We start from the raw sequence: 17,015 nt of genomic DNA, 5'->3' as shown, positions 1-17,015 counted from the left end.
CGGGCGGGGTGAAAGTAACGGCAAGCTTTCGGGAGGAACATATGGCTGGACAGGTCGCAACCGGTTCGAGGAGCGGATTGCGATCGGCTTTGCCGCTGCTTGTGCCGGCTTATCTCTGGCTGACGGTGGCGATCTTCTTGCCGCTGTCGGCCATGGTGTTTTTCTCCTTCATGACCGAGCTGCCGCTGTCGGGAAAGGCGTGGTCGTTCACGCTGGGCAATTATGCCACCTTCTTTGCGCAAGGCCTCTACCGGACGCTGCTGCTGGCCTCGCTCAGGCTCGGGCTCGAGGTGACGCTGTGGTGCGTCGTCATCGGCTATCCCGCGGCCTATGTGCTGGCCAAGGTGTTTAGGGGACGCAGCCGCGAGGCGATCTTCCTGCTCGTCATCCTGCCGTTCTGGTCGAACGGCCTGGTGCGCATCTTCTCCTGGGCGATGGTGCTGCGCGAGGGCGGCATTCTCGACACCGCACTCAACGCCGTGCTGCCGTTCAAGATCAACATCGACCTGATGTATTCCTATCCGGCCGTCATCATCGGCCTGGTCCACTCCTACGTGCCCTACATAGTGCTGACCTGTTACCTGACGCTGCAGGCCATCGACGATTCGCTGATCGAGGCAGGGCGATCGCTCGGCGCCTCGCGGCTGCAAATGCTGAAACGGGTGATCATTCCGCTGTCGATGCCGGGGCTGGTCGCCGGTGCGGCGCTGATCTTCGTTCCCGTCGTCGGCTCCTTCATGGAACCGCGTATTCTCGGTGGCCGCACCGGCACTTTCTACGGCACGGTCATCGAGGACCAGTTCGTCGCCGTGTTCAACTGGCCGCTGGGTGCGGCGCTGTCCTTTATCCTGCTGGCCGTCGTGCTGGTCATCCTGGCATTGGCGTCGCCGGTGTTGAAGAGGGCCGCGTGATGGCGACGACGCGTATCCTGGAATGGTGTGGGCGCCTCTACATCTGGCTGCTGCTCGCCTTTCTCTACCTCCCGATCATCATCATGGCGCTGATGTCGTTCAACGTCTCGCCCTTCTACCAGTTGCCGTTCGAATGGACGACCGAGTGGTACGCGTCGTTGTGGCAGAACGACCAGCTGATCTCGGCCACCTGGAACAGCGTGGAGATCGCCATCATCACCACCATCATCTCCACGGTGCTCGGCTCGGCGGCATCGCTGGCGCTCTATCGCCATGAATTTCGCGGCAAGAAAGTCCTGCAAGCGCTGCTGTTTCCACCGATCGCCATTCCGTGGCTGATCACCGGCACGGCGATGCTGATCTTCTTCTTCGGCGTCGGCATCGGCCGTGGGCTGTTCGCGATCCTGCTCGGCCATGTCGCGCTGGCGCTGCCCTATGTCATCGTCGTCGTCTCAGCCCGGCTGCAGACCTTTGCGCCGGAGCTGGAAGAGGCGGCGCGATCGCTCGGCGCCAACCAGTGGCAGGTGACTTCGCGGGTCACGCTGCCCTGGATCATGCCGGGCGTCATCGCCGGCGGGCTGTTCGCCTTCGCCGTGTCGTTCGACCAGTTCGTGGTCTCGTACTTCCTGTCGACGCCGGGCCAGACGACCTTGCCGGTCGAGATCTACGCCGCGATCCGCAAGGGTTTCACGCCGGAGATCAATGCCGTCTCGACGATCATCATCGTCGTCTCGATGGCGCTGATGCTGCTCACGGCAAAATTCTTCAAATTCGGCGGAGAGAAATAATGGCCGGCGTGCAGGTAGCGAATTTGTCGCGCAGTTTTGGCGCGCACAAGGCGCTGGACGATGTCTCGATCGATTTCGCCGACGGCGGTTTCTACGCGCTGCTCGGGCCGTCGGGCAGCGGCAAGACCACGCTCCTGCGCCAGATCGCCGGCTTCGATTTCCCCGACTCCGGCCGCATCGCCATCGGCGGCGAGAGCGTCGAGCTGGTGCCGGTCGAGAAGCGGCGCATCGGCATGGTGTTCCAGAACTATGCGCTGTTTCCCAATATGAGCGTTGCCGACAATGTCGCCTTCGGCCTGTCGGTGCGCGGGCAAGCCAAGGCAACGATAGCCAGCGAGGTGCAGCGCGCGCTCGACCTGGTGCAACTCGGCAAGCTCGGCGGCCGCCGCCCACACCAGCTGTCGGGCGGCCAGCGCCAGCGCGTCGCACTGGCCCGCGCCATCGTCACCAAGCCGCGCGTGCTTCTGCTCGACGAGCCGCTGGGGGCGCTCGACAAGGCGCTGCGCGTCGACATGCAGATCGAGCTGAAGCGCATCCAGCGCGAGATCGGCATCACCACCATCTTCGTCACCCACGACCAGGAAGAAGCGCTGACGATGAGCGACCGCATCGGCATCCTGCGTGACGGCAGGCTGGTGCAGGAGGGGCCGCCCGAGGAGATCTACGACAGGCCGAAGAGCGAGTTCGCCGCCACCTTCCTCGGCGACGCCAACATTTTTCGCGGCGAGAGCACCGGCGCCGGCATCCGGCTGCAGGACGGCACGGCGATTGCCGCCGGGGCAGGCGCGACGCTTGCCGCCGGCGCCAAGGCCAGCTGCGCGGTGCGGCCCGAACGCATCCGCATCGCCACCGATTCGGGGACGTCCGATCCGAACGCCAATATGCTCCACGGCCAGGTATCCAAGCGCATCTTCGCCGGCAACAACAGCACCTATTTCGTCGATCGCGACGGGCAAACGCTCAAGGTCATCGTGCAGAACACCGGCGTTGAAAGGTTGGCGGAGGGGCAAAAAGTGGTGCTGCGCTGGTCGCCGGAGAGCACGGTGCTGATCGCGGCAAACTGATCTTGCCAGGCGGGCCGCAATCAGTGAGAGCATGGTCGGGCATAGTGCGGGAAAGCGGAACACCCGATGACGCTTGAACTCAGTGCGGGCGACCAGTCGATGCTCGGCGGCGAGCACGGCCGGGCCGTGGCCGCAGCGATGAAGATACTGGTCGCCTTTTCCAACGCCGTCGGCGCGCGCAAATTGTTGGACATTGCCGGCGCGCATATCGACGGCTGCCTCTATCACGGCCAGGCCAGCCTCGATTTCGTCGAAAGGCTGGTCGAGGGCGGCGGCCGCGTCCGCGTGCCAACAACACTCAATGTCGGTTCCTTCGACCTCATCCATCCCGGGCTGGTGAAGATGCCGGCCGCGCAAGAGGTGCCGGCGCGGCGGCTGATGAAGGCGCATCTAAAACTCGGCTGCCAGGCGACCTTCACCTGCGCGCCCTATCAGACGCGGTTCCGGCCGGGCTTTGGCGAGCAGATCGCCTGGGGCGAGTCCAACGCCATCGTCTTTGCCAATTCGGTGATCGGTGCGCGGACCAACCGCTATGGCGATTTCATCGATCTGTGCTGCGCGATGACCGGGCGCGCGCCGGCCTGGGGACTGCATTTGACCGATAATCGGCGCGGCCAGATCCTGTTCGAGCTGACCGGTTCTTTCGAACCTGCCGATGCCCTGTTCGTCGGCGTCGGGCTGGTCATCGGGCAAGCGAGTGGCGACCGCGTTCCTGTGATATCGGGCCTGCCGCAGCCGCGCGACGAGGATCAGCTGAAGGCGCTTGGCGCGGCGGCGGCAACGACGGGTGCGGTGGCGCTGTTTCATGCGGTCGGCATCACGCCGGAAGCAAGGACGCTCGACGAGGCATTTCGCGGCGTGGCGCCGGAGGCGACGATCCGGATCTGTCGCGCCGACATCGACCAGGCGCTGGCAAAACTGTCGAGCGTCCCCGACGGCGCGCCGCTTGCGGCCGTATCGCTCGGCACGCCGCATTTTTCGCACGAGGAGTGGAAGCGCCTGCTGGCGATGCTGCGCGAGGTGGCGCCGGGCAGGGGCATTCCGATCTACGTCAACACCGGGCGCGCCACTTTCAAGAGATTGCAGGACGAGGGCGAACTTGCCGGCATGGATGCGTTCGGCCTCATTCCGGTTACGGATACCTGCACCTATGTCACCTCGGTGCTCGAGCGTCTCGACGGCGTGGTGATGACCAATTCCGGCAAATGGGCGCATTATGCGCCCGGCAATATCGGCGTGTCGGTGGTCTTCGGCGACCTGGCAGACTGCGTTCGCTCGGCCGCTGCCGGCCGCGTCGTGCGAGGCGCGCGATGAGCCAACAGGACAGTCGAGCGCAGAACAGAGTTGGCACGTTCCAGCTTGCCGGCGAGGCGCAGGGATCGGCGCTGGTGCTGTCGCATGCGCTCAGCTTCTGGGGCGGCGTCGATGCCGAAACGGGCGACATCATCGACCGTTCGCACCCGGGCGGCAACGTCGCCGGCAAGATCCTGGTGATGGCATCCGGGCGGGGATCGTCGTCCTCGTCTTCGGTCCTGGCCGAGGCGATCCGCCGGGGCACGGCGCCGGCCGGCATCATCCTGCAGCGGCCCGATCCGATCCTGGCCGTCGGCGCCATCGTCGCCGAGTTCCTCTACGAAATCAGCATGCCGCTGGTCGTCTGCGACATATCGGGCATTGTCTCCGGCGACCGGATCGCGATCGGCCTCGGCGAGGATGACCGGGCGATCGTCAATATTGGGCAATGATCTAAAGTGAGTGATTGGGAATTGTCGCGTCGGGTCAGCGGCTAGCCCCTTCTCCCCGTTTTCCACGGGGAGAAGATGCCGGCAGGTAGATGAGGGGCAGCACCAGCGTCGGAATTTCTACTCAACGTTCGCGCTGCCCCTCACCCTTACCCTCTCCCCGTGAAGAACGGGGAGAGGGGGATCGCCTGCGTTGCATTCGCCATCAAAACAGTCTTTTTCAGCCGGCCATCAGTCCTGCCGTGCCACGTCGCCAGTAGGCCGCCGCCAGCGTCTCGTCGCGGCCAAGCCCGAGCGTGCCGCGCCAGTGTTCGCGAACGATCCTGGCGGCAGCTGCTTCCGCCGCGAACCAGCCGAACGCCGAGCCGGTCGGCCATGCGGAGGCGATCCCGGTCGTCGTCGTCCCGAAGACAACAGTCCGCACGCATTGAGCTCAAGATTACCTTGATCGCCGCAGCGCCACAGCCTGCACCTGCTGGCGCTGCCTCTCTTTCCCGGGTAATCCCGGGACCCTTCCGTTCAGATCTCCGGGATGCTTTCCCTGAAGATCACCTGCAGCCTCGGCTGGTGCAACTCGTAGGGCAGGCCCCTGATCGCGTGGGTCAAGGTGTTGAGCGCTTCGCGGGCCTCGACGCGCGGGTTCTGGTCGATCACTGCATCGAGCGTGCCGTCGAGCAAAAGCTCCTTGGTGCCTTCGGTCACTTCATGGCCGAGAAACACGGTCGACAGCGCCCGCCCTCGCTCCTTGAGCGCGCGGGCGATGCCGGTGTTGCCGGCGCCGACATTGTAGATCGCGGCCAGGTCCGGATGCCGGTCCAGCAGGGCGGAGGCCTCCGCATAGGCCTTTTCCCGGTCGTCGAGCATCTCGCGCATCTCGACGATCTGCAGATTGGGCGATTCTTCCGTCAATATGTGGCGGAACCCCATCTCGCGTTCCTCATGGCCGCGATAGGAGAGCGAGCCGGCGAACAGCGCGACCTTGCCCGGACGACCGGCGCCCATGAAGCGGTTGAGCAGATAGCCGGCGAGCCGGCCGGCGGCGCGGTTGTCGATGCCGATATAGGCGACCCTCGGCACGTGCAGGATGTCGGACGCTATCGTGACGACCTTGACGCCGCTGGCCGACAGCGAACGGATCGCCTCGCGGACCGTCGGGTGATCGAGCGCGATGACGCCGACGCCCTGCGTCTGGCCGCGCAATTCCTGCAGCAGGCGGGCAAGCCGGTCGGGATTGAAGCCTTCGATCGTGGCGACGCGAACATCGAGGTCTGGCCGCGATTGCGCCTGCGCCTCGATGTGCCGGTGCAGCATCTTGATGAAGGAATTGGTGCCGGCGGGCAGGGCGAAGTCGAGCCGTATCACATCACCGGACAGCGCGTGGCGCGTGGTCGGGCTGTTCGAATTCTCAGCGATGTAGCCCAGCCGCTGCGCCGTTTCCAGCACGACCTCGCGGGTGCGCGCCCTGACCCCGGCGCGGTTGTTGAGCACACGATCGACCGTCGCGGCTGAAACGCCGGCTTCCCGGGCTATGTCTGTCAGGGTGGACCGCACAGTCGATCACCTCACTGCTTGCGCGCTACGCGCATCAAAATCGCGCGCTCAATGGTTCGAATGCCGGACGACGGCTTCATGCCATCCGCGATTCTGATGGGAAATGATGTATCCGGCCTGAGCCGATGCGCAAGCCGGCGCGCTACACCAAATCGTCGAGCCGGGCCGAAAAGGATCGGCGCGGCGCTCGGTCCCTCAAATTCAAGCACTAGGTGCCGTTGGCTGACCTCGCTGGACTGCATCCTCTCCCCTCAATTGCGATGTTATGATGTGTTTTGATTATTTATGATGTTGACAGCCTTCCCATACTGCCGTCAATATCCATCATGAGGGCCGTGGAGGAACAAGGCCCTCGAGGGAGGACTTCCAATGTCTGATATGATCCGCATGTCGCGGCGCCGTCTGCTGGCGTCCGGTGGAAAGGCGGCCGTGCTTGTTGCCGCCGCAGGTATCGCACCGAAATTCATCCGCCCCAGCCGCGCCTATGCGGCCGATGCGCTGGCGCCGGGCATGATCGGCGGCCCGACCGGCTTCGACGGCTCGGAGCGCTATCAGTATGGTCCCGACACGCCGGAAGGCCGCGCCATCGAGGCGGCCAAAGCGATGAAGGGGGCCGGCAAGGCGCCGGCCAAGATCGTGCTTGGCCTGTCCGACGGCTCGATCGGCCAGCTGACGCAGCCATTTCCCGCCGGCGCGCCCTCGATCAAGGATCTGTGGGAGAAAGAAACCGGCATTCCGCTCGAGATCGTCGGCGTGCCGAACGGCCAGGAATTCACCAAGACGATGCAGGACATCTCCACCAAGGGTGGGGCCTATGACATCTACGCGGTGGAATGGAACCGTCTCGGCGATCTCGCCGAAACCGGCGGGATCCTGAAGCTCGACGACTTCGTCGCCCAGTACAAGCCGGAATGGGACGACCCCGAGCGCGGCTATGTCGACGGCGCCAAGGGCGTCTCGCTGCTCAACCAGTATCGCGGCTCGACCTATGGCGTGTCGCTGGACGGCGATTTCCAGACTTGGGTCTATCGCACCGATCTGTTCGGCGACGCGGCCGAGAAGAAAGCCTTCTCCGACAAGCATGGCTATGAACTGGCGCCGCCGAAGACCTGGAAGCAGCATGACGAGATCGCCGCCTTCTTCCATCGGCCGGACAAGGGTCTGTTCGGTTCGACCGATCTGCGCAACCAGGGCTGGGGCTACACCAACTGGTATCAGCGTTATGTTTCAATGGCTTCGCCCAATCAGTTCCTGTTCGACGATACCGGCAAGCCGCTGATCAATTCGCAGCAAGGCATTGCTGCTACCAACGAGTACATCGCCTCGCTTGTCCATCATTCGCCGGATGCGATCTCTTGGGGCTGGCCTGAGCAGTATGGCAATTTCGCCAAGGGCGGCGGCGCCATGACCTGCGCCTTCTCCAACCTGCCAAAATTCCTCGACAATGCCGGCAACAAGGATTCAGCCGTCACCGGCAAGATCGGCTCGATGCTGCCGCCCGGCCGCGAGATCGACGGCAAGCTGATCAGCCGCTCGGTGCTGTGGCTCAATCTGTCGGCCTCGGTCTCGTCGCAGGCCAAGAATCCGGAGGCCTGCTACCTGTTCCTGCAGTGGCTCGGTTCGAGCCGCATCTATGCCTGGATGACCGCCAATCCGGGCGGCTATTTCGATCCGTTCCGGTTGTCGGATTTCTCCGACCCGCTGGTCCGCCAGACCTATCACGCCTACCACATGGATGTGGTGCGCGAGACGGTCGCCCGCACCGTGCCGACCATCAACTATCCCGGCGCCACCGCCTTCCACAATGCGCTGGACGAGAACCTCGTTGCCGCGCTGACCAAGGCCAAGACCCCCGAGCAGGCGATGGTCGACACCGAGGCCGAATGGAAGAAGATCGCCCGCCGCACCGGCGAGGAGAAGCTTCTCGAAGCCATCAAGACCAACAAGGAGGCCTGGCCCACCGTTCTCGATCCGATCAGCTGATCCTCCTCCCAGCATACGAATGGAGGGGAGGAGTTTGCTCTTCCCCTCCGCAAACGATGGTACCAGCAAAGCTGCAAAATGAAGCGTTCCGTTCCTTTCGAAATATTCCGCTATGCAGCGATCCTTGCTGCTATGGCGGTGACGCTGGTGCCGATCCTGTGGATGGTCTCGATGGCCTTCAAGCCGATCGCCGAATGGTCGGCGACCGGCGCCGACCTCACCTGGTGGCCGAAGAACCCGACGCTCAGCAATTTCCGCTTCGTCTTCGGTGAATCGACCAACAACCTGATCGTCGCGCTCGACCGTACCGCCCTAAAACCGATCCTGTCATCGCTGCTGTCGGCGGTGTTCGGAACGGCGATCGCCATGTCGGCGGGCACCGCGGCGGCCTACGGGCTGTCGCGCTTCGGCTCGGGCCAGAACCTGCCGCTGGCGCTGATCCAGCTCCGCCTGTTTCCGCCGATGGCGGTGATGACCCCGGTGATGATCATGTGGGCCTTTCTCAACTTTACCGACAGCTGGTGGGGGCTGTCGCTGATCTACGGCATCGTCACGCTGCCCTTTGCGTTCTGGCTGATGAAGACGTTCTTCGACGACATGCCGCGCGAGATCGAGGAAGCGGCGCTGGTCGAGGGCTGCTCGCGATTGCGCGTCTTCACCCGCATCACGCTGCCGATGATGCGCGCGCCGCTGGCCAGTGCCGCGCTGTTCGTCTTCATCCTCAACTGGTCGGACTATCTGATCGCGCTGCTTTTGACGACACGCGAATGGGTGACGGTGCCGGTCTACATGGCCTCGCTGTCGTCTTCGATGACCGGCCAGCTCTACGGTGCCAAGGCGGCACTCGGCCTGATCGCGGCGGTGCCGCCTGTCATCATGGGCATCGCGATCCAGCGCCATCTGGTGCGCGGGCTGACCTTCGGGGCGCTCAAGCAATGAGCGCGGTCACTGCCACGATTCCGGAGGACGTGATGAAAACCGTCCAGGCAAAGCCGACCCTTCGGGACGAAGGGGTAAAGCTCGGTTTCCGGCTGACACTGCCGGCGCAGATCCTGGTGCTGTTCATCGCGGTGTTTCCGCTGTTGATGCAGCTCTATATCAGCCTGACCGACTGGTCGCCGCTGTCCGGCCTCGGCTGGTGGAGCGCCTGGTCGCTGTGGAACAACTTCGCCAATTACACCGACCTTGCCGCCGACGCGCGCTTCTGGAGCGCGCTCAAGAGAACGGCCATCGTCATGATCGTCTGCGTGCCGGCGGAATTCCTGCTCGGCTTGGCACTCGCCACGCTGTTTGCCGACGAGTTCCCGGGCAAGCGGATCTTCTATTCGATCCTGCTGATGCCGATGATGGTCGTGCCGGCGGTGGCCGGCTACATGTTCTTCATGCTGTTCCAGTCAGGCGGACCGGTCAACGACATCCTGTCGGCGCTATCAGGCTTTCCCGTCACCATCGCCTGGCTGTCGGACCCGACGCTGGCGCTCATCGCCGTCATGCTCGCCGACATCTGGCAATGGACGCCGCTGATGTTCCTCATCCTGCTTGCCGGCCTGGTCGGCGTGCCCGAGGACCAGATCAAAGCGGCGACGCTGCTCGGCGCCAATCCCTGGCAGCGCTTCGTCACTATCGTGCTGCCGAAGATGAAGACGATCATCATCATCGCACTGGCAATCAGGGTCATCGAGAACTTCAAGATCTTCGACACGCTCTACATCATGACGGGCGGCGGTCCCGGCGTCGCCACCGAGACCATTTCCGTCTACATCTACAAGCTCACCACCCAGGACCTGATCTGGGGCTATGTCGCGGCGATCGCGCTGGCCATCCTGATCGTGCTGTCCATCGCCGCGGTGTTTGCCATGAAGCGCATGGCCCGGGCGCGGGAGGTGCCGGCATGAGCGCGATCCATCTGCAGAACCTGGTCAAGAAGTTCGGCGACTTTACCGCCTTGAAGACGATGGATCTTGCCATCGCCGACGGCGAGTTCATGGCGCTGCTTGGGCCGTCGGGCTGCGGCAAGTCGACGACGATGAACATGATCGCCGGCATGGAAGAGCCGACCAGCGGCAAGATCGTGTTCGGCGAGCGCGACATGGCCGGCGTGCCGATGGGGCGGCGCGGCGTCGGCTTCGTCTTCCAGAACTATGCGATCTTCACCCATATGAGCGTGCGGCAGAACCTCGCCTACGGCCCAAAAATGCGCGGCGCGCCGAGGGCAGAGATCGACCGCCGCGTGGGCGCGATCGCCGAGATGCTGCAACTGACTCCGCTGCTCGACCGCAAGGCCGACAGGCTGTCGGTCAACATATTGCAGCGCGTGGCGATCGGCCGTTCGGCGATCATGGAGCCGGCGATTTTCCTGCTGGACGAGCCGCTGTCCAATGTCGACGCCGCCTTCCGGGCTGTCATGCGGACCGAATTGAAACAGCTGCAGCGTCAGTTCCGGCAGACCATGGTCTATGTCACCCACGACCAGCTCGAAGCGATGACCATGGCTGATCGCATCGCGGTGATGGACCATGGCGTGCTGCAGCAGGTCGGCACGCCGCTCGAGGTCTACAACGATCCGGCCAATGTCTTTGTCGCCCGCTTCATCGGTGCGCCGGGCATGAACCTGCTCAAGGGCAGGCCGGCGGAAAGCGACCGTGGCCTGGTCATCGATCTCGGGCCGATCGGTGTCACGCCGCCGCTGCCGGACAATCTCGCCCCGGCGGTGAGGGCCGCGCGCGAAGATGTGCTCTACGGCTTTCGGCCTGAGCAGGTGATTCTCTCAGACCGCGGCCTGTCGATGCCGGTAACGTTCGTCGAGCGCATCGGCGCGCGCACCATCGTCCATTTCGGCCAGGGCGAGAGCACGGTGAAGGCGGTGTTCGACAATGACGTCGGGCTGGCGATCGGGCAGACAGCGGTTGTCGCGCCGGCCCAGGCGTCCGTGCGTGTGTTCGACGCCGCCACCGGCCTTGCCATGAAGGCGGGCTGAGACCATGGCCGATATCGTCTTCCGCAATGTGACGAAAGGCTATGGCGACACGCTCGCCGTCGACGACGCCTCGTTCACTGTCAACGACAATGAGTTCTTCTGCTTCTTCGGCCCGCCGCTATCGGGCAAGTCGACGGTGCTGCGTCTGGTGCTCGGGCTGGAGACGCCGGACGCCGGCGAAATCCTGATCGGCGGCAGGCCGGTCAACACGGTGTCGCCGGCCGAACGCAATGTCGCCATGGTGTTCCAGAACCTGGCGCTGTTTCCGCATATGAGCGCGCGCGACAATGTCCGCTTTCCCCTGGTCGAACGCCGGGTCGCCGAGGCCGAAATCGAAAAGCGTGTCGCAGACGTCGCGGCCAAGCTGCATATCGGCCACATCCTGCATAAGCCGCCGGCGCAGCTTTCGGGCGGCGAGCGGCAGCGCGTGGCGATCGCTCGGGCGCTGGTGCGCGACCCCAATGCCTATCTGATGGACGATCCGATCTCGGCGCTCGACGCCAGGCTTCGCGAGGAGACTCGCGTCGAGCTGAAGCGCATCCAGCGCGAGCTCGGCAAGACGCTGATTTATGTCACGCACGACCAGGAAGAGGCGATGTCTGTCGCCGACCGTATCGCCATTCTGGAAAACGGCAGGATCAGGCAGACCGGCGCGCCGGCCGAGATCTATGATCGGCCGGCCAGCACCTATGTCGCGCGGCTGCTCGGTTCGCCGATGATGAACATCTTGAAGTCGGTGCGCGGCGCGGAAGGCATGGAGGCGGCCGAAGGCACGATCCGCATCGCGGACAAGGCCGCGCCGGCCGATGCCGTCGAGATTGGGCTCAGGCCGGAAGACATCAAGGTCCGGCCCTGGCAGGATGGGGAAATATCGGATGATGGAATGTCGGTTGGGCGCGCGGGCCGCCCGGCGCGAGTGTTCGAGGTCGAGCCGCTCGGCGGCTACACCGTGGTGACACTCGCCGCCGGGCAGGCGCGTCTGCGGGCACTGCTGCGCGGCCAGCCCGATATCAGGCCGGACGCGATGGTGGCGATATCCTGCGAGCCGGGCAGGGTGCATTATTTTGGGCAAAGCGGGGCAGCGCTGGCGCGATGACAGCGGTTCTAAGAAACGAGCTTCGGGAGGATCAGATGGCTGGCGAAGGAATAGCGGGCAAGGACTTCGAGCCGGACGTTAAAGTCCGCACCAGGGAATACAGGATCGGCTGCGTCGGCGCCGGCATGATCATGGCCGAATGTCACCTTGCGGCCTACCAGGAAGCTGGTTTTCCCGTGGTGTCAATCGCCTCCAGGACCAAGGCCAGCGCCGAGAAGGTCGCCAGGCGCTGGGAGATACCGACCGTCCACGACACGCCGGAACAATTGATCGAGGACAAAAATGTCGAGATCATCGACCTTGCGTTTCCGCCGGACCAGCAGCCGGCACTGATCCGCCATGCGCTGAAGCAGCAGCATATCAAGGCGATCCTGGCGCAAAAGCCGCTGGCGCTGTCGCTCAATGAAGCGGTCAAACTGCGTGACGAGGCGGCCAGGGCCGGCAAGATCCTCTCGGTCAACCAGAACATGCGCTACGACCAGTCGATGCGGGTGCTGAAGCAGATCATCGACAGCGGCGCGCTCGGCGATATCGTCTTCGCGCAGATCGACATGCATGCGATCCCGCACTGGCAGACATTTCTCGAGGACTATGACCGGCTGACGCTCGCCAACATGAGCGTCCATCATCTCGACGTGCTGCGTTTCCTGTTCGGCGATCCCGACGAGATCACCACGCTGACCCGCAAGGATCCGCGCACGCGTTTCGACCATTCCGACGGCATCACCGTCTCGACGATGCGATTTCCGTCCGGCGTGCTCGCCGTATCGCTGGAGGATGTCTGGTCCGGCCCGCGCCAGGACGGCTACAGGGACGACCAGCACATCAACTGGCGCGTCGACGGCACCAAGGGCGTCGCCAAGGGCACGATCGGCTGGCCGACGGGTTCGCCCTCAACGCTGACCTATGCCTCGACCGAGACCACCGGCGGCGAATGGGTGACACCCAGCTGGGAGACGATGTGGTTCCCGCATGCCTTCATCGGCGTGATGGAGCAACTCCAGCATGCGGTCAAGACGGGTGAGCCGCCGGCACTTTCCGTCGCCGACAACACCAAGACCATGGCGCTGATCGAAGCCGGCTATCGCTCGATCGACGAGCGCCGCACGGTCAAGCTGTCCGAAATCTCGATAAACCCAATCAACTGAATCGCTTACAGGGAGGATTTCATATCATGATGCAGGCAGGTATCTTCACGGGCTATTTCCCGTACGGCCTTAAGGAAACCGCGCAGAAGATCCGCGCGCTCGATTTCAACACGGTGCAGCTCGACCTGCATTTCAGGGATATCGACCTGTCGGTCGGGCAGATCACCAAGGAAAAGGCCAGGACAGTTCGCGACACGTTTCGCGACCATAACCTGCCGGTGTGCTGCGTGTCGGGCTACACCAACATCATTCATCCGGACATGGGCGAGCGCGAGAGGCGCGTCGGCTATCTCAAGGAGATCATCCGCAATGCGCGCGAATTCGGCACGCCTTACGTGATCTCGGAAACCGGCACCTACAACACCGAATCCGACTGGGTGCACCATCCCAAGAACAAGACCGAGGAAGGTTTTGAGGAATGCCGCAAGGTCATCGCCGACCTTGCCCAGACCGCCTACGACCACGGCGCGGTGTTCCTGCTCGAAACCTATGTCAACAATGTCGTCGGCTCGGTCGAGGAGACGGTGAAGATGTTCGCGCAGGTCGACCATCCCGGCCTCGGCCTGTTGATGGATCCGACCAACTATTTCGAGACCCATAACATCGACAGGATGGACCAGATCCTGAACCAGGTATTCGACACCCTGACCGACAAGATCAAAATAGCCCACGCCAAGGACGTCAAGCGCTCGGGCGGCGACAAGTCGGAGAAGCACGCCGATATCGGCGACGAGGACGCGCTGGAAAGCCACACTTTTCGCGGTGTCGGCGAGATCGAGCTGCCGGCGCCCGGCCTCGGTTCGCTGAACTACGACCTCTATCTCAAGCGTTTGGCCGAAAAGCACCCGAACATCCCGGTCATCATCGAGCACCTTTCGGAGGACGACGTGCCGCGCGCCAAGAAATTCCTCGACGAGAAATTCCGCGCCAACGGACTGTGACGGCCACAAAAAAGGGAGGAAGAGAATGTTGAGATTCGTATCGAAAATCGCGGCTGCGGCGATCGTGTTCGCCGGTGTTGCACTGGCTGCACCGGCGCTGGCGCAGGATGCTCAGAAGACGTTCTACCTGCTGTCGCATGGCGGCCCGTCGGACGCCTTCTGGATCGACTGGAATGCAGGCGCGACCAAGGCCTGCGACCAGCTCAAGGTGACCTGCAAGATCTCGTTCAGCGGCGGCGACATGGCGGCGCAGAAGGAGGCCTTCAACTCCGCACTTGCCGCCAAGCCGGACGGCATCGCCACCACCTCGGCGCAGCCCGGCCTATGGAACGAGGAGGTCAAGGCAGCCAAGGCGGCTGGCGTCCCGATCGTGTTCTTCAACACCGACGATCCAGCGACCGGCCGGCAGGCCTATGTCGGCGCCGACCTCAGGCAAGCCGGCGTCATCTGGGCGAAATATCTGGTCGACCACAAGATGGTGAAGCAAGGCGACAAGGTGTTCCTGCCGGTGGAAGTGCCGGGCGCCAGCTATCAGCAGCTCGAGACCGAAGGCATCGCCAGCGTCTTCGATCCGCTCGGCATCAAATACGACGTGGTCGATTGCGGCACCGATCCGGCCGGCATCATCGCCAAGATGACCGACTACATGGTCGCCAACAATCCGCCGGCGATCATCGCGCTCGGCGATTCCGTGGCGGCCAGCATCAAGCGGGTGTTTGACGGCGCCGGCGTGCCGGCCGGCACGATCCCGGTCGTAGGTTGGGGCAATTCCCGGGAGACCGCCGAAGCCGTCAAGGCCGGCTTCGTCAACGCGGCCGCCTGGCAGTTTCCGTCGGCGCAGGGCTTCATGCCGGTGGCGCTGCTCGGGCTTGCCGCCGCGGGCGAACCGATCGGCTACGATATCCACACTTTCAGCCTCTACGACGCATCGAGCGTCGAACCGATTCTGAAACTCTACGACAAGTGATTGAAACTGACGCCCGCTGCGCAGGCGGCGGGCGCCGCCCTGAGATATGGTCCAAGCAGTCATGACTATCGCCGCAGAACAGGAAATGCCGCGCTCCAAACGCAGGTCGAGCCTGATCCGCTCGCCGCAATTCTCTTCGCTCGTCATCCTGATTGTCCTGCTGGCGGTGTTCGCGATCGCCGACGGGAACTTCCTGTCGCCGCTCAACATCTCCAACATGATGGCGTTCCTGCCCGAACTCGGCATCATCGCGCTCGGCATGACGCTGCTTCTGACGGCGGGCGAGTTCGACCTTTCGGTCGGCGCCGTGTTCGGCCTGGCGCCGGTCGTCGTCATGCTTTTGGTGCAGAACGGCGGGTTCGATATCGGCATCGCGCTGCTTGCCGGGCTATTGCTGTGCGTGGCGATCGGCGCCATCAACGGGCTGATCGTCACCAAGATCGGTATCTCCTCCTTCCTGGTGACGCTGTCGATGCTGCTCGTCGTGCGAGGGGCGGCGCTCTACATCACGCAAGGCTTTCCGCTGGAGTCCTGGGACCAGCCTGGCTTTTTCGTGACACTGCTGGCCGGCAGCTTCAATATCGGAACGTTCCGTTTCTATACATCGCTGTGGTGGTTCATCGGCCTGTCGCTGCTGGCGATCTACGTGCTGCACTACGCCAAGCTCGGCAACTGGATCAGCGCCATCGGTTCGAACCGCAACGCTGCGGTGGCGCGCGGCGTGCCGGCCGATGCGGTCAAGGTCTGGCTGTTCATCCTGACCTCAGTGCTGGCGGGTCTGGCCGGCATGATCAGTGCGTTCCGCATCTCGGCCGCCTCGCCGGTAGCCGGTACCGGATACGAGCTCGAAGTGATCGCCATGGTGGTGGTCGGCGGCACGGCGCTGACCGGCGGGCGCGGCACCATCCTGGGCACCATCGTCGGCGCGCTGATGCTGCGCAGCATCCGCAACGGCATCGTGCTGATCGGCGTGCCCGGCCTCGCCTACAATATCTTCGTCGGCGTCATCATCCTTGCCATGCTCATCCTGCACGCTTTGCTGCAGAAGAACGCCGCCAGGAACTGACCATGGAAGTGCTTCGGCTGCACAATCTGCAAAAATCCTTCGGCAGCGTTCGCGCGCTGAAGAGCGCCTCCTTCACCCTCAACGAGGGCGAAGTGGTGGCCTTGCTCGGCGACAATGGCGCCGGCAAATCGACGCTGATCAAGGCGATCTCCGGCGTCTTTCCCGTCGACCGCGGCGACATCTATGTGCGCGGCCAAAAAGTCTCGATCCGCTCGACGCGCGACGCCATGGATCTCGGCATCGAGACGATCCACCAGGATACCTCGCTGGCGCCGGACCTGAGCATCGCGCGCAACCTCTTTCTCGGTCGCGAGCCGGTCAATCTGAAATGTCTGGGCGTGTTCGCGCCGCTCGACCTCGCCAAATTGCGTGATGCCGCCGCGGCACTTTTGAAGCGCGTCGGCATCTCGAAAAAACTCGACGCCGATGCGCTGGTCAGCACATTGTCGGGCGGTGAGCGCCAGTCGATCGCCATTTCGCGGGCCATGCAGTTCGCCGCCAAGGTCATCATCCTCGACGAGCCGACCAACAATCTCGGCGTCGAGGAAACGCACGGTGTGCTGCATTTCGTCAAGGAGATGCGCGCCGCCGGCCATTCGGTGCTTTTGATCACCCACAATATCCATCATGTCTTCCAGGTCGCCGACCGCATCATCGTCATGCGCCATGGCGAGATCGTCGCCGAGCAGACAGTCGCCGATACCGATCTGCTGACGGTGGAGAGCATCATCACCGGCGCCGACATGTCGGCCCTGCTCAAGGAGACGAGAGCGAAGTGAAG

17 protein-coding genes are annotated in these 17,015 nt (G+C 63.6%); 15 read left to right on the top strand and 2 right to left on the bottom strand.

Annotation, left to right across the window (positions count from 1 at the left end; translation table 11 throughout):
• Positions 1–41: 41 nt before the first annotated feature.
• The 5 genes from AC0L3O_RS17990 to AC0L3O_RS17970 all read left to right on the top strand — a co-directional run bounded on the left by AC0L3O_RS17990 (position 42) and on the right by AC0L3O_RS17970 (position 4,508).
• A complete protein-coding gene (locus AC0L3O_RS17990; RefSeq protein WP_473616211.1) occupies positions 42–911 on the top strand; it encodes an ABC transporter permease in 870 nt (289 codons plus the stop codon).
• Positions 911–1,699: an ABC transporter permease gene (locus AC0L3O_RS17985; RefSeq protein WP_023798617.1), complete on the top strand. Its 789-nt coding sequence runs from the start codon at positions 911–913 to the stop codon at positions 1,697–1,699. Before AC0L3O_RS17990 ends, AC0L3O_RS17985 begins: the two co-directional genes overlap by 1 nt.
• A complete protein-coding gene (locus AC0L3O_RS17980) occupies positions 1,699–2,763 on the top strand; it encodes an ABC transporter ATP-binding protein (RefSeq protein WP_473616210.1) in 1,065 nt (354 codons plus the stop codon). Before AC0L3O_RS17985 ends, AC0L3O_RS17980 begins: the two co-directional genes overlap by 1 nt.
• A gap of 66 nt (positions 2,764–2,829) precedes the next feature.
• Complete coding sequence (locus AC0L3O_RS17975) at positions 2,830–4,077, top strand: aconitase X (RefSeq protein WP_473616209.1); 1,248 nt, start codon at positions 2,830–2,832, stop codon at positions 4,075–4,077.
• Complete coding sequence (locus tag AC0L3O_RS17970) at positions 4,074–4,508, top strand: aconitase X swivel domain-containing protein (RefSeq protein WP_023798619.1); 435 nt, start codon at positions 4,074–4,076, stop codon at positions 4,506–4,508. Before AC0L3O_RS17975 ends, AC0L3O_RS17970 begins: the two co-directional genes overlap by 4 nt.
• Before the next feature lie 217 nt (positions 4,509–4,725).
• Here the strand turns inward: AC0L3O_RS17970 and AC0L3O_RS17965 are convergent, their stop codons facing one another.
• Together AC0L3O_RS17965 and AC0L3O_RS17960 are read right to left on the bottom strand one after the other, a co-directional pair.
• Positions 4,726–4,929: an SIP domain-containing protein gene (locus AC0L3O_RS17965; protein WP_023798620.1), complete on the bottom strand. Its 204-nt coding sequence runs from the start codon at positions 4,927–4,929 to the stop codon at positions 4,726–4,728.
• A gap of 95 nt (positions 4,930–5,024) precedes the next feature.
• Positions 5,025–6,056, bottom strand: coding sequence for a LacI family DNA-binding transcriptional regulator (locus tag AC0L3O_RS17960; protein WP_128170201.1), 1,032 nt, complete (start codon positions 6,054–6,056; stop codon positions 5,025–5,027).
• A 369-nt stretch (positions 6,057–6,425) separates the two neighbouring features.
• On the opposite strand from AC0L3O_RS17960, the gene AC0L3O_RS17955 reads away from it, so the two are divergent.
• The 10 genes from AC0L3O_RS17955 to AC0L3O_RS17910 all read left to right on the top strand — a co-directional run bounded on the left by AC0L3O_RS17955 (position 6,426) and on the right by AC0L3O_RS17910 (position 17,013).
• Complete coding sequence (locus AC0L3O_RS17955) at positions 6,426–8,039, top strand: extracellular solute-binding protein (RefSeq protein ID WP_473616207.1); 1,614 nt, start codon at positions 6,426–6,428, stop codon at positions 8,037–8,039.
• Positions 8,040–8,117: 78 nt separating this feature from the next.
• Positions 8,118–8,978, top strand: coding sequence for a carbohydrate ABC transporter permease (locus AC0L3O_RS17950; protein ID WP_123152066.1), 861 nt, complete (start codon positions 8,118–8,120; stop codon positions 8,976–8,978).
• On the top strand, positions 8,975–9,934 hold the full coding sequence (locus AC0L3O_RS17945) for a carbohydrate ABC transporter permease (protein ID WP_123152065.1): 960 nt from the start codon (positions 8,975–8,977) through the stop codon (positions 9,932–9,934). The genes AC0L3O_RS17950 and AC0L3O_RS17945 overlap by 4 nt, the downstream gene beginning before the upstream one ends.
• Positions 9,931–11,016, top strand: a complete 1,086-nt coding sequence (locus tag AC0L3O_RS17940; protein WP_287346572.1) for an ABC transporter ATP-binding protein — start codon at positions 9,931–9,933, stop codon at positions 11,014–11,016. Before AC0L3O_RS17945 ends, AC0L3O_RS17940 begins: the two co-directional genes overlap by 4 nt.
• Positions 11,017–11,020: 4 nt before the next feature.
• A complete protein-coding gene (locus AC0L3O_RS17935) occupies positions 11,021–12,112 on the top strand; it encodes an ABC transporter ATP-binding protein (protein ID WP_473616206.1) in 1,092 nt (363 codons plus the stop codon).
• A gap of 35 nt (positions 12,113–12,147) precedes the next feature.
• A complete protein-coding gene (locus tag AC0L3O_RS17930; RefSeq protein ID WP_287065544.1) occupies positions 12,148–13,260 on the top strand; it encodes a Gfo/Idh/MocA family protein in 1,113 nt (370 codons plus the stop codon).
• Positions 13,261–13,286: 26 nt separating this feature from the next.
• Positions 13,287–14,201, top strand: a complete 915-nt coding sequence (locus tag AC0L3O_RS17925) for a sugar phosphate isomerase/epimerase family protein (protein WP_023798628.1) — start codon at positions 13,287–13,289, stop codon at positions 14,199–14,201.
• Between the two features lie 25 nt (positions 14,202–14,226).
• Positions 14,227–15,168, top strand: a complete 942-nt coding sequence (locus AC0L3O_RS17920; RefSeq protein ID WP_287290803.1) for a sugar ABC transporter substrate-binding protein — start codon at positions 14,227–14,229, stop codon at positions 15,166–15,168.
• Between the two features lie 61 nt (positions 15,169–15,229).
• A complete protein-coding gene (locus AC0L3O_RS17915) occupies positions 15,230–16,234 on the top strand; it encodes an ABC transporter permease (RefSeq protein ID WP_473536026.1) in 1,005 nt (334 codons plus the stop codon).
• The gene (locus AC0L3O_RS17910) at positions 16,231–17,013 is read left to right on the top strand and encodes an ATP-binding cassette domain-containing protein (protein WP_473536076.1); all 783 of its coding nucleotides are present in this window, start codon (positions 16,231–16,233) and stop codon (positions 17,011–17,013) included. The genes AC0L3O_RS17915 and AC0L3O_RS17910 overlap by 4 nt, the downstream gene beginning before the upstream one ends.
• Positions 17,014–17,015 lie beyond the last annotated feature (2 nt).

The organism is Mesorhizobium sp. WSM4810, assembly GCF_055811235.1.
The sequence above is the reverse complement of the archived record's forward strand: the minus strand, read 5'-3'. Positions and strand labels throughout refer to the sequence as shown.